Genomic DNA, 12,935 nt, shown 5'->3' with positions numbered 1-12,935 from the left:
GTGACTTTTTACTGAAAGCGTTGCTGTAAGTAGTTAAAGACAGCACGAATACCAAACGCTTCCCCGCCAATTGGACGACCTGATAAGTTTCTAATATTAAAGCCCATAATATCAAAATGTAACCAATCAATATCATCATCAACAAACTTATCCAAATATAAAGCAGCGGTAATTGCGCCACCAAAAGGTACTGATGGGCAGTTGGTCATATCGGCAATAGTGCTACTTAATAAGTCATCATAAGCGCTATGTAATGGCATGCGCCATACGGGGTCACTAATAGCACTGCCAGCTTGGGTAATATCTGCTGCAATTTGGTCGTTGGTAGAGAAAAATCCTGGTAATTCAGTACCTAATGCAACGCGCATAGCACCCGTAAGTGTGGCGAAATCAATAATGAGTTCGGGCCTGTCGTTATTTGCTTCAGCTAAGGCGTCACATAATACTAAGCGCCCTTCAGCATCAGTATTATGTATTTCAACGGTAATACCTTTACGTGTCGTTACCACGTCACCTGGGCGAAGTGCGTTACTTGAAACCGCATTCTCAACCGCTGGAATAAGTACACGTAACTTAACGGGTAAGTTATGCGCCATTATAAGATGAGCTAAACCTAAAACATGAGCGGAGCCACCCATGTCTTTTTTCATATTACGCATACCAGCAGCGGGTTTAATATCTAAACCACCACTGTCAAAACAAACGCCTTTGCCTACTAAGGTAATTTGTGGATGGTTATCATCACCCCAAGTTAAGTCGATTAATCTTGGCTTATGTACGCTAGCACGACCTACCGCATGAATTGTTGGATAATTTTGCTCAAGTAATGAGTCACCAATAATATGGTTTACTTGTGCGCCAAACTCATCAGCGAGTTGTTGGGTTGCTTGTGATAAATGCTCTGGCATCATATCAGCAGCAGGTATATTAATTAAATCACGAGTTAATGCTGTTGCTTCTACGTATTTAATGGTGTTGTCGATAAGTGTCTGATCGTTAACGCCTAGTGAAGGAAAAGCGGTATTTTTGTCAGTTGAGAAGTACTGATTGAATTGATAAGCGCCAATTAGCCAACCAAAACATATTGCACTGTGGTGCGCTTTATCGGCATTTAAAAGGTACTGACCAGGAGGTAATAATTTAATTAACTCGCCACAAGCAAAATAATCATTCGCATCACTGACGACGAAAAGTGCTTGGTTTAATTCGCCTTGCTCGTTGGCAAATAATGCTAACCCTTGGCCTGAAAAATTGGTGTTAGTTAGCCAATTTTGATTGCTGCTACTTTGGGCGTTGACCCAGCCTTGGTAAGCGCTTTTTTCAATAACGAAAAGTGGAATACCTGTGTTGTTTGTTGTTAATAGTTTATTCATGAGCTTCCTTAAACTAACCGTTTTTATTTGAAACGATAAGGCAAATACATCTTTTGATTGTAACCTAAGATGGCTATAGAGTAAGGCGCTTCATCGCTATTATTATTAATTCGGATTTATGTTTTTTTACTATATTGTAAACTTATCTAAGCTTACTTTGAGTGTACTAAATATCAATCGTCTAATTAGCAGGCTAAATTTGGATGTTAAGTATTAGCGAGACTCGAAACCAGCTTCAGATAGGTCTAATTGACCGATAGCAATGACCGCTTGTGTTCTATTTCTGACATCAAGTTTACGAAAAATGGCGGTTGCATGTGCTTTAATGGTCGCTTCTGAAACATTTAAATCATAAGCAATTTGTTTATTTAGCATACCTTGAGCAAACATCATTAATATTCGGTATTGTTGCTGGGTTAGGCTAGCAACGCGCTCTGCTATATCAATATCGGTATTATTATTTTGTGATTGCTCAAAAGTGTCTGGTAGCCAAGTATGACCTGATAATATCGTGATAATTGCAGTGTAAATACCATCGACGGGGGTTGATTTGGGGATGAAACCCGCAGCACCGTAATTCATGGCTTTACTAATAGTATCGTGATCTTCGTGAGCTGAAACAATTACAACAGGAATTTGGGGGAAGTGGTTACGAACGTGTATTAGGGTATTAAAGCCATGTGCTCCAGGAATATTTAAGTCGAGTAATAATAAATCACTATTATTATGTGCATTCAGTTGCTCGTTCAACTCGTCAATGGTTTCAGCTTCAAGCCATTGCGTATAAGTAAGTTTGCTTTTGAGTGTACCGAGTAATGCTTGCCTAAATAAAGGGTGGTCGTCAGCTATTATAATTTTTTCTGGCTGATTCATAGCAAATATCCTAAAAAATGATTACTCCATTCTAACGGAAATAATGTTAATAACAAACCTTAGTTATGAATAGTTAATATCGTTCTTGTTCAGCTGATATATTCTTTGAAATAATTAAAGTAAAGTACATACTTGATGGAGAGAATATTATGAATATTCCTTTTAAATTAAGGAAGGTAATCTGCCATTATTCTTTTAAAATAGCCGTTTAGACTATTTGGGTAAATAATGGCAGGCGCTATATAAAGGTATTTATATGTTTAGCTAGCTAACGTTTTTCTACGAGCCATAAGGGCCAGCGCTGAAAATAGAAGTAAGGCAGACGCAGGCTCAGGAATATCAGTATTTGGTAACATCGATGATGCTGCAGTTAAACCAGTACTATCTGCAAAGCTCATTGTAAGTGTATTCCATGCATCAACAAAGCCATTTTGGATTTCGGCTGAAACTTGAGCATAAACAAAAAATGACTCACCTGGTTGGATGTCAAATGATAGGCTGTCAGCTACATTTTGATTTAAGCCATTTTCAATACCTATAGTCTTATAACCTAACATCTCATTCGTGTCGTTATATAAACCGCCCTCAAAGAAGTTAGTCGGGAAGTCATAAGTCTCATAAAACCAAACATTGTTCCCCTTTAAAATACCAATATCAGAACGTAGAGGTAAGTAGTTACTAGACGAGTTTACGTCGCCGTGTAAATTGAAATTAAGCAAAAAAGTACTTGCTTCATTACCGTGGTATGTAAATTTTTGTAAAGCTAAAGCTCTAACGTAGGAATATGAATCGCTAGAAGATTGAGCCATTACTTTCAGAGTTGGTAAAAAACCAGCACCAGTTAATGAAGCATAAGCTTTATTTTGAGCATTAAGCTCTTGATAGATAGAGCTGCCATTGGTATCAGAGTCAGGTTGCCCACCTACGTTAGTTGATACTGCATGAGTAACAAGGCCAGCATTAGCAGTAAAAGAGAAGGCTGCTACCAATAAACCAGCAGAAAGGAGTTGAGTTAGTTTCATTATTAATGTCCATATTATAATTAATGCCGATCGTTAAGTGACGAGGCGGCAAGGTGTTTTTTAAGTATTAAAGGTGTTGCTACTGTCTGTAACAATATTTCGACGATAATATATACTATATCCTTTGATAAACATAGGACATATGTATGATAATAATTGGTTTGTTAATCTTAATAAAGAAGAGGGCTTAATAAAGGGCGGTGACTTTGGATACTTATACACGCGCCCTGATGAGGTACACTAAGCGTTAACTTTACAGTAACGCTTATAATCAGATCACTTCTGCGGAATGTTTCCTAAAACAGCGACTAACAATTGCCAATATTGAGCAACGGTAGTAATTTCAATTTTTTCATCTGGAGAATGTGGGAATTTAATTGTTGGACCAATTGAAACCATGTCCCAATGCGGATAAGCAGTTTTAAATAAGCCACACTCTAAACCTGCATGAATAACCATTACTTCAGGCACTTTATTAAAGAGGCTTTCGTAAGTATCACGTACTGTATTCATAATGGCAGAATCAGTATCAGGCTTCCAACCAGGGTAAGCGCCAGAAAATACTATATTTGCGCCCGCTAATTCAAATACAGATTGTACAGTACGTTGTGTTTCTAAACGACCATCGTCATGTAAGCTACGTATTAATACCATGGCATTAAATTTGTTGCCACGCATGCGCATAACACCTAAGTTTAATGAGGTTTCTACTATACCTTCAATATCGTCACTCATACGAATAACACCGTTTGGACAAGCGTTCAGTGCGCGTAAAATTGCCGCTTGAGTAGCTTTTGTCCAACATTGTTCAAAATCTTCAGGTGAAATTAAGAGCATATCGATATCAGTTTCAATGGCTGATAAATTTTGGCGAATAGTGGCTAAATAATCATTTAATGCTGCTTTTAATGGCTCTACTTTATCTTTAGCCACAACAAAACTTGCGTTAGCTTCACGAGGAATCGCGTTACGTAAGCTACCACCGTTAAGCTCGGTTAAGCTAAGGTCAAACTCATTACTTGCGTCTAATAAAAAGCGTACTAATAATTTATTGGCGTTAGCACGACCCGTATGAATATCTACACCTGAGTGACCGCCTTTTAAACCTGAAATAGATAAGTTAAATGCTTGGTAGTTAGCCGGTACATCTTCAAAATCTAAATTGAAGCTTGAGTTGCCGTCGATACCGCCAGCACAGCCCATGTAGATTTCGCCTTCTTGCTCTGAGTCGGTGTTAATTAAAATGTCACCATCTAACCAACCAGCTTCTAAACCAAAAGCGCCACTCATGCCTGCTTCTTCATCAATAGTTACTAATACTTCTAGCGGACCATGTTTGATATCATCACTTGCTAAAATGGCTAATGCAGACGCTAAACCCACGCCGTTATCGGCACCTAAGGTAGTACCCTCGGCCGTTACCCAGTCACCTGAATCAATCACGTAGGGCTTAATAGGATCGGTTAAAAAATCATGCGCAGTATCGTTATTTTTTTGCGGTACCATGTCCATGTGTGCTTGTAAAATAACGCCCTTGCAATTCTCCATGCCGGCAGTTGCTGGCTTTTTAATAAATAGGTTACCTATGGCATCTTCTTTAACAGATAAACCAAGCTCTTTTGCCCATTGTTGAATCCATAGTGAGATCTGTTGTTCATGTTTTGAAGGGTGAGGAATGCTACAAATTTTTTCGAATAGCTGCCATAAGCTAGCAGGTTGTAAGTGTGAGAGTGTACTCATTAAGTTTCCTATATATTATTTATTCAGGACAAGTGTGAATTTAGGGCTATTTACTCGCCATTAAAAATTGCCATTGCTCATTAAAGTCGCTGCTTGGTTTTTTCTCAAATCCAGAGCGAACATATTGGCTAATTTTACCTTCAGCAAAGGCCACTAGCAAGTTAGCTAGCGGAGCTTCGTTAATTGGAAAAGTTTTTCCTTCACGTAGCTTACGCTCACGTAATACTTGTTTAAATTGTGACTCCAGTTTTTCAAATAATTGATGCACACGCCCGCGTAAACGTTCGTTTTCACCCATTAAAGCATCACCTGATAAAATACGGCAAATACCTGGGTTACGTTCAGAGAACACAAGTAATACGTGTAAAATGTGATGACAACGTACGATTGCTTCTTTGTGGTCAGCTAAAATAAGGTTGATACGAGAGAATATTGACTCTTCAATAAAGTCGATTAGCCCTTCAAACATTCGTGCTTTTGATGGAAAATGACGATAAAGCGCTGCTTCTGATACGCCTACTTCCGCAGCTAGTTTGGCAGTGGTAATACGCTCACCTGGAGAGCTTTGTAACATTAACGCTAGGCATTCTAATATTTGTTGCTTACGGTTTGGCTTTGCTTTTTTAGTTTGTGTGGCGACCATAAAAATATTCTCTTTTGTTATTATTAAATCCGTTAAACTTGTGACGTGCTTATGAGTATTTACTATTGTGTGTGTTTAGCTTGATAATGTTGATTAATCAGAGATACCAGCTGTTTGGCTATATTTTGTTTACTGGTTAAAGGGAGATCGGTTTTATCAATTGCACTAAATAGTGTTAAGGCATTATCGTCACTATTAAATCCTTGCCCAGCTTTGGCAACATCATTAGCTGCAATTAAATCTAAATTCTTGCGCATTAATTTGCCACGGGCATATTGTTCAATATTTTGTGTTTCAGCAGCAAAACCAACCATAAAAGGTTTATTTTTTAGCTGGGCGACATCGGCAACAATGTCGTGGTTTTTAACTAACTCAATTTGCATGTTTTCAGTAGTTTTTTTGATTTTTTCCGCGGCAACTTCAGCAACACGATAATCAGCAACTGCAGCACAAGCGACAAAGGTAGTACATTGTTTGGCATGTAATAATGCTTGTTGGTGCATATCTTCAGCACTAATCACGTTAATAATGTCACAACCTGAAGGCGGCTTAATGGTGACAGGGCCAGATATTAAGGTGACTTTAGCGCCAGCTCGTAATGCGGCATGTGCAATAGCATAACCCATTTTTCCAGAGCTGTGATTAGATATGTAACGTACAGGATCAATCGCTTCACGTGTTGGCCCAGCAGTAACAACCCAGTGTTGCCCTTGTAAATATTTCTCAGCAAAAAAGTCACTGCTTAGGGTCACTAAATCATCTACATCTAACATACGGCCTAAACCTACATCGCCACAGGCTTGTTCGCCAGAACCCGGTCCCCAAATATAACAACCACGAGCGGTTAACGTGTCGATATTGCTTTGCGTTGCAGCGGCGTGCCACATTTGTTGATTCATTGCTGGAGCAATGGCAATAGGCGCATTTGTGGCTAAACATAAGGTTGAAAGTAAATCGTTTGCCATACCCGCGGTAACACGGGCAATAATATCGGCAGTGGCTGGCGCTATTATGATTAGGTCGGCCCACTTTGCAAGTTCAATATGGCCCATCGCTAGTTCAGCTTGGCTATCGAGTAGGCTGTCGGCAACATGGTTTGCCGAAACCGCTTGTAGGGTGAGGGGAGTTATAAAGGCTTTCGCGCCTTCAGTCATAACCACGCGTACATCGGCACCTTGTTCTTTTAAACGACGCACTAATTCAGGGGTTTTGTATGCGGCAATACCACCAGTAACACCTAGAACTATTTTTTTGTCCTGAAGAATTTGCATAAGCTGCTAATCTTAAAATAAAGCTAATAATAGCCTTAAGATAACATTTATTCGTTTATTTAAAAATAATTACGGCTAAATAGCTCACTAAAACTTAATGAAAAATAGCCGCTAATGTAAAGCAAGGAAGCCTACATGAAAGAAGAGAAAATATTATCAACTCATGTTGTTAAAAACTGGCCTGAACTCGAGCGACCACGAGAAAAATTATTACATTTAGGGTCGGCAAGTTTGAGTGATGCGGAGTTGTTAGCTATTTTTTTACGCACCGGAGTACAGGGTTGTAACGTGGTCGACTTGTCACGTCAGCTGTTAATTAACTTTGGCGGTATAGGTGCTATTTATCAGGCGAGTCATGATGAGTTTTGTCAACATCATGGCTTAGGAACGGCAAAATATGTACAACTGCAAGCTTGCTTAGAAATGTCGAAACGTTACTTAGCCGAGCAGTTAATTCAGCAAGGGCAGCAACTGACGTCATCACAAGCAACGCGAGATTATTTGTTGAGTGAATTGCGCCATGAGAGTCGAGAAATTTTTGCGGTACTATTTTTAGATAATCAACATCAGGTTTTAAAATTTGAACGTTTATTTTTTGGAACCATAGATGCTGCAGCAGTTTATCCAAGGGTAGTGGTTGAGCAAGCATTAAAGCATCATGCCGCAGCGGTTATATTAACGCATAATCACCCTTCTGGTATTGCAGAAGCTAGCCAAGCAGATAAGCTTTTAACAAGTCGACTAATACAAGCATTAGCACTGTTAGATATTAGGGTGCTCGATCATATTATTGTTGCAGGAGCTCAATGTTACTCCTTTGCCGAGCATGGTGAGCTGAACTAAAAGCTAATGATTGAAAATTTGATAAATCAACTAAAAACAATTACTTTTAATATTGAGGTTATTTAAGTATTAAAATTTTTATAAATAGAGGCCGTTTAGGTTTAATCACCCAAATTAGCCACATTGTGCAACCCGAATAAGGAACACTTATGACCGACAGTAGTAATGACGAGGTTGAGCGTCGTGGTTCATTTCGACTAGATATGGAAAAAGAGTTAGTTGATATTACTTGGCTCGATGAAAATAATGTTGAGCGAGTGAAAAAAATTGCCTGTTTAGACTTTTCTCGAGGAGGTCTTAAATTAGACTGCGATGAAGCTTTACCTATTGCAACACCGGTAACTATTATTTTTAAATCAGCTAACGCGAACAGCCAAAAACTATCAGGAAGAGTGTTGCGTTGTACTAAGCAAAATAGTGGCTGGTTTAATATCGCACTTATTTTGGAATAAGAAATGAATCCAAAAAGCAGTCTTGGCGCAGTTTTTAGATATTGAACTACAATTAATAGGTTAGCAATAATCAATCTCGGTTAAGGATGGTAGTGAAATGATGATACTTGTGGGTGGTGAAAAAGGGGGCAGCGGTAAAAGCTGTTTGGCACAAAACTTAGCCGTATATTTTGCTAGAAATAAAAAAGCGATTGTACTTATGGTTGACTGTGACCCTCAGCGAACCACTTCCGATTGGATACAAGCACGTAACGGTGACCCCTCTTTACCGGCCATTAATTGTATTCAACTTTACGGAAAAATTCGTAACGACTTACTCAGTCTAGTTCAACATTATGATTATGTTATTGTCGATTGTGGGGGGCAGGACAACTTAGCGTTGCGAGCGGCAATGTCGGTTGCTGATCATGTTATTATTCCATTACGCCCGAAAAGGCGCGACTTGAAAACAGTTCCTCATATGGAAGATATGCTTAGCACCTGTAAAATGGTTAACCCTAAAATGATGGCGTCTTTTGTTATTACTCAGTGCCCAGCACTACCTAATCAAGCTGGTCGTATTCTTGAAGCGAAAGAAGTATGTAGCTCATACGGTATTAATGTATTGAATGCGGTTACTTATAGTCGCAATATCTATGATGACAGTGAAGAACAAGGCTCATCGGTTATTGAAATCGATCCAACAGGTAAAGCAGCACAAGAGATGGTGGCTATTGCAGAAGAGTTATTAGCTATGGAACCGGATAATTCACATGAGTTTAACTGATCTTAAAAAAGGTAAAAATAGTAAAGTTAAGAAGCAGAACTTTACTATTGATGAGTTTATTGCTGACGCTGAAGATTATGCTAAAGGGGCGCCAAAAATAGTGAGTGAACTGCATCAGCAGGAAGCCCCTCAAAAACAAAGCCTGCAAGATGCCATTAATGAAGCCAAGCGTTATGTTGAAATGACAGAAGCTGAACATAAGCTTGCTAAGCAGGAAGAAGCTAAACTAGAAAAGCGTTTTCGCCGTGCAACATTTACCTTAAGTGAAGACGCTATCGCTCAATTACATGAGTTATCAAAGGGCACTGACTTAGCAAAATCACATATTTTGCGTATTCTTATTGATGAATTATGTAATAAAGAACAGAATGAGCAAATAACAAAACTTCTCCAATCTAAAATCAGCTAAATAAACTTTATTTTTGCTGACTTTTTGTCCTTGAACGAGACAAAATTCATACGAAAAAAGTGCATTTCGTCTTTTATTTAGAACATAATACCCAGCTAACTAATTAATTATATTGATGAAAGTTTATTAATTTACTAATTTTTCATTAAGGCTAGCATTAATTAATTAGTTTCTCTATAATATGCCACCTTTTTCAGGATCCTAAGGCGACGGTCTTGGGGAAAATATAGCTCGAGCTGAAATTAATATTTGGAGTGACTCACATGTCTAAAGTTTGCCAAGTTACAGGCAAGAAACCAGTCGTAGGGAACAACCGTTCTCACGCAAGAAACGCGACTCGTCGTCGTTTTTTACCTAACCTTCAATCTCACCGTTTTTGGGTTGAGAGCGAAAATCGTTTCGTTAAATTACGTTTAACTCCGAAAGGAATGCGTATTATCGATAAAAAAGGTATTGATGTAGTATTAGCTGACATCCGTGCCCGTGGCGAAAAAGTTTAATAACTTTATTCTAAGGAAATTATTATGCGCGATAAAATTCGTTTAGTTTCTAGTGCTGGTACTGGTCATTTTTATACTACTGATAAGAATAAAAAGACTATGCCTGAAAAAATGGAAATCAAAAAATTTGATCCAACCATTCGCAAGCACGTAATCTATAAAGAAGCTAAAATTAAGTAATTAATTTTGTTTCAATTAAAAAAACCCGGTTTTACCGGGTTTTTTTATGCGCGCTATTTGAGATAAACTTCAGTATTATAGAGATATTATCTTTTGGGGAATATGCTATGAAACTCTCACGCACAGGCTGGAATAACGTCATTATTTTTTCTGTGATGTTATTTATTCTATTAATTAACACCACTAATAATAAACTCTTCCCTAACGATGATGAAAAAGAGAGTGCCCAAGCAACAATTTTGCCTGCTCAAAGTGTGATTTTAACGCTATCAATGCATTTCCCCAATAATACACAGGTTATTTTTGAGCGCGCAGGCTTAGGCTGGCAAGTGACTACTAAAGGCGTTATTTTAAGCTTTAGCGACCAGCAGGTAGAGCAAATCATCTTGGCTTGGCAGCAAAGTGAAGGTTTAATGCAGGCCGACGATATTATTATTGATGAGCAATTAGCGATTAAAGTAAATATTGCCACAGCGGGTGGCGCGCAACATCAAAATTTTATGGTATATCCCTTAAATGACCAACTATTAGTATATAAACAAACTGACAACCTTTGGTTAGCTTTCCCTGTTGCCTTAACCAAACAATTATTACCCTATTAATCGAGCCTATATAAAATGCCAGAATTACCAGAAGTTGAAGTATGTCGTTTAGGGATCAGCCCACATATTATTAATCAACAAGTGACTAAGGTTGTTGTACGTAACGCTAGTTTACGCTGGCCTATTCCTGAGTCGGTGCAAAAAATTACCGGACAAGTAGTGCAAAGTGTTGAAAGGCGCTCGAAGTATTTGCTGTTACGTTTTAGTACAGGCACTTTGTTAATACATTTAGGTATGTCAGGCACGATAAGAGTCATTGAGGCTGATATAGCTGTTGCTAAGCATGATCACTTTGATTTAGTTTTTGCACACGGCAAAGCATTACGGTTGAATGACCCAAGGCGTTTTGGTGCCGTGTTATGGTTTGAAAACCATATCGATGAACAAGGGCTACTTACCAAGTTAGGCCCTGAGCCATTAAGTGATGATTTTAATTATGGTTACCTTTTTGAAAAGGCTAAAAACCGCAAAGTGCCAATAAAAACCTTTTTGATGAATAATCAGGTTGTGGTTGGTGTTGGCAATATTTATGCGAACGAAGCATTGTTTAAAGCGGGAATTTTACCTACGGTAAAAGCCTGTGACATTAGTGAAAAACGCTATGATCGGCTCACTGATATTATAAAATCAGTATTAAGCGCCGCTATTAAACAAGGCGGCACAACCTTAAAAGACTTTACCCAAGCGGATGGCCGCCCAGGTTATTTCGCGCAGTCGCTACTTGTTTATGGTCGAGCTGGGCAGGAGTGTTTCACTTGCAAAACAACATTACTTGAAGTGCGTCAGTCTAATCGCAGCTCAGTTTATTGCCCTAGTTGTCAGTTACCTTAACTGTTAGGGTTAAGGCTAACAGGGTTATAATTTAGTTTTCTAAAGCTGCTTTAACAATTGGGTGAACAAACTGACTTACGTCACCTTGATGCAAGGCAACTTCTTTAACTAATGAAGACGAAATAAAAGAGTTCTGCTCAGCTGGCGTGAGAAAAACACTCTCAAGCTCTGGTGATAAACGGCGATTCATATTCGCTAATTGAAATTCATATTCAAAATCAGAAACAGCGCGTAAGCCACGAATAAGTACTTTAGCTTGATGCTCTTTGGCAAAGTTAACCAATAGACCTGTAAAGCCAACGACGCGTACATTAGGTAAGTCTTTAGTGACTTCTTCTAACATGGCAACCCGCTGTGCCAATTCAAAGCGAGGTTGTTTACTGGGGCTTGCCGCTACACCAATAATAACCTCAGTAAATAGCTTACTAGCACGAGTAATGAGATCAGTATGACCATTAGTGACAGGATCAAAAGTACCTGGATAAATTGCGATTACGGCCATGAGTTATTATTCACTGTGTTGAGGTTATTATTTAAAGTAATTATTGTAATAGTGGAAGCTATCCACTGACAAGCCTTTCTGTTATTCATTGGCTAGTATTCAGTCGACAAGCAACAAAAATGAATAAATAATCATAAAATATGGGTGAAATCTTAAAGTATTTACTCAAAATACTTTATATCAACTGAATTTTGATAGTATGATTGTCTTAGTTTTAATCTAATTTAAGAAGAAGTAACCGCATGAAGACTCGCGATAAAATAATACAAGCCAGTATTGCATTATTTAATGAGCAGGGAGAGCGAAATGTTACCACTAACCATATCGCAGCGCACTTAGCGATTAGTCCTGGCAATTTGTATTATCATTTTCGTAATAAAGAAGACATTATTTTGTCTATTTATGAAGAATACGCACGTAGCTTATTACTTGAAACATTGCCAACAGTGTCTGCAGAAGTAAAACCTCTCGATTCATTGATTTTGTATATGGACTCTGTTTTTCAAACAACTATGAAGTTTAGATTTTTTTATAGTAACTTACCGGTTTTGTTAGATAAAAATCCATGTTTACGTGAAAAGTATGTTGAAGTACAACAGTCTATTTCAGAGCGAGTGAGTCAATTACTACTGTCATTACGAGCAGCAGATATTATTAACTTTTCAGATGAGGAGTTAGTGGATATTGTCAGTATATTACGTTTAATTAATACCTTTTGGGTCAGCTTTCATCAAACACAAACCATAGTGAATGAAGTTAATGATTCTGTATTTTACCAAGGTGTTTTGAAAATTTTGGTTATTCTACGTCCTTATACCCAATCACATGCGCTTGATGATCTAATGACAGCACGCGATATTTATCAAAAACGCTATCAAGAAGCTACTATAGCAGTAGAAGAAGTAGTTACAGCTTAAGTCTTTAATCA

16 protein-coding genes are annotated in these 12,935 nt (G+C 38.2%); 9 read left to right on the top strand and 7 right to left on the bottom strand.

The window, feature by feature from the left end; translation table 11 throughout:
• Nucleotides 1–8 precede the first annotated feature (8 nt).
• The 6 genes from ABD005_RS10105 to coaBC all read right to left on the bottom strand — a co-directional run bounded on the left by ABD005_RS10105 (nucleotide 9) and on the right by coaBC (nucleotide 6,922).
• Nucleotides 9–1,373, bottom strand: coding sequence for a leucyl aminopeptidase family protein (locus tag ABD005_RS10105; RefSeq protein ID WP_343817307.1), 1,365 nt, complete (start codon nucleotides 1,371–1,373; stop codon nucleotides 9–11).
• Nucleotides 1,374–1,586: 213 nt separating this feature from the next.
• Complete coding sequence (locus ABD005_RS10100; protein WP_215978690.1) at nucleotides 1,587–2,246, bottom strand: response regulator transcription factor; 660 nt, start codon at nucleotides 2,244–2,246, stop codon at nucleotides 1,587–1,589.
• Between the two features lie 260 nt (nucleotides 2,247–2,506).
• Nucleotides 2,507–3,268: a hypothetical protein gene (locus ABD005_RS10095; protein ID WP_343817306.1), complete on the bottom strand. Its 762-nt coding sequence runs from the start codon at nucleotides 3,266–3,268 to the stop codon at nucleotides 2,507–2,509.
• Nucleotides 3,269–3,544: 276 nt separating this feature from the next.
• A complete protein-coding gene (locus ABD005_RS10090) occupies nucleotides 3,545–5,008 on the bottom strand; it encodes an aminoacyl-histidine dipeptidase (protein ID WP_343817305.1) in 1,464 nt (487 codons plus the stop codon).
• Between the two features lie 46 nt (nucleotides 5,009–5,054).
• Entirely contained in the window at nucleotides 5,055–5,651 is a 597-nt protein-coding gene (slmA, locus tag ABD005_RS10085; protein ID WP_343817304.1) for a nucleoid occlusion factor SlmA, read from the bottom strand.
• Nucleotides 5,652–5,713: 62 nt separating this feature from the next.
• Nucleotides 5,714–6,922, bottom strand: coding sequence for a bifunctional phosphopantothenoylcysteine decarboxylase/phosphopantothenate--cysteine ligase CoaBC (gene coaBC, locus ABD005_RS10080; protein ID WP_343817303.1), 1,209 nt, complete (start codon nucleotides 6,920–6,922; stop codon nucleotides 5,714–5,716).
• 135 nt (nucleotides 6,923–7,057) lie between these two features.
• Here coaBC and radC point away from each other — a divergent pair, with 135 nt between their 5' ends.
• The 8 genes from radC to mutM all read left to right on the top strand — a co-directional run bounded on the left by radC (nucleotide 7,058) and on the right by mutM (nucleotide 11,505).
• On the top strand, nucleotides 7,058–7,765 hold the full coding sequence (gene radC / locus ABD005_RS10075; RefSeq protein WP_343817302.1) for a RadC family protein: 708 nt from the start codon (nucleotides 7,058–7,060) through the stop codon (nucleotides 7,763–7,765).
• A 149-nt stretch (nucleotides 7,766–7,914) separates the two neighbouring features.
• A complete protein-coding gene (locus ABD005_RS10070) occupies nucleotides 7,915–8,217 on the top strand; it encodes a PilZ domain-containing protein (protein ID WP_343817301.1) in 303 nt (100 codons plus the stop codon).
• A 97-nt stretch (nucleotides 8,218–8,314) separates the two neighbouring features.
• Nucleotides 8,315–8,983: an AAA family ATPase gene (locus ABD005_RS10065; protein WP_215978684.1), complete on the top strand. Its 669-nt coding sequence runs from the start codon at nucleotides 8,315–8,317 to the stop codon at nucleotides 8,981–8,983.
• Nucleotides 8,970–9,392: a hypothetical protein gene (locus ABD005_RS10060; RefSeq protein ID WP_343817300.1), complete on the top strand. Its 423-nt coding sequence runs from the start codon at nucleotides 8,970–8,972 to the stop codon at nucleotides 9,390–9,392. Before ABD005_RS10065 ends, ABD005_RS10060 begins: the two co-directional genes overlap by 14 nt.
• A 263-nt stretch (nucleotides 9,393–9,655) precedes the next feature.
• Complete coding sequence (rpmB, locus tag ABD005_RS10055; protein WP_215978682.1) at nucleotides 9,656–9,892, top strand: 50S ribosomal protein L28; 237 nt, start codon at nucleotides 9,656–9,658, stop codon at nucleotides 9,890–9,892.
• A 24-nt stretch (nucleotides 9,893–9,916) separates the two neighbouring features.
• The gene (gene rpmG / locus ABD005_RS10050) at nucleotides 9,917–10,072 is read left to right on the top strand and encodes a 50S ribosomal protein L33 (RefSeq protein ID WP_011041084.1); all 156 of its coding nucleotides are present in this window, start codon (nucleotides 9,917–9,919) and stop codon (nucleotides 10,070–10,072) included.
• A gap of 107 nt (nucleotides 10,073–10,179) precedes the next feature.
• A complete protein-coding gene (locus tag ABD005_RS10045) occupies nucleotides 10,180–10,674 on the top strand; it encodes a hypothetical protein (RefSeq protein WP_343817299.1) in 495 nt (164 codons plus the stop codon).
• A gap of 15 nt (nucleotides 10,675–10,689) precedes the next feature.
• Nucleotides 10,690–11,505, top strand: a complete 816-nt coding sequence (mutM, locus tag ABD005_RS10040; protein ID WP_343817298.1) for a bifunctional DNA-formamidopyrimidine glycosylase/DNA-(apurinic or apyrimidinic site) lyase — start codon at nucleotides 10,690–10,692, stop codon at nucleotides 11,503–11,505.
• 31 nt (nucleotides 11,506–11,536) lie between these two features.
• On the opposite strand, the gene coaD is transcribed toward mutM, so the two are convergent.
• Nucleotides 11,537–12,007 carry a pantetheine-phosphate adenylyltransferase gene (gene coaD / locus ABD005_RS10035; protein WP_215978679.1) on the bottom strand — a complete coding sequence of 157 codons (471 nt, stop codon included), beginning with the start codon at nucleotides 12,005–12,007 and terminating at the stop codon, nucleotides 11,537–11,539.
• Nucleotides 12,008–12,249: 242 nt separating this feature from the next.
• On the opposite strand from coaD, the gene ABD005_RS10030 reads away from it, so the two are divergent.
• Nucleotides 12,250–12,924: a TetR/AcrR family transcriptional regulator gene (locus tag ABD005_RS10030; RefSeq protein ID WP_215978678.1), complete on the top strand. Its 675-nt coding sequence runs from the start codon at nucleotides 12,250–12,252 to the stop codon at nucleotides 12,922–12,924.
• Nucleotides 12,925–12,935: the final 11 nt, after the last annotated feature.

The sequence above is a fragment of the Colwellia asteriadis genome, assembly GCF_039523295.1.
In the GTDB taxonomy this organism is placed as follows: domain Bacteria; phylum Pseudomonadota; class Gammaproteobacteria; order Enterobacterales; family Alteromonadaceae; genus Colwellia; species Colwellia asteriadis.
Note: the sequence above shows the minus strand (reverse complement) of the source record. Positions and strands in the feature narration are given on the sequence as shown.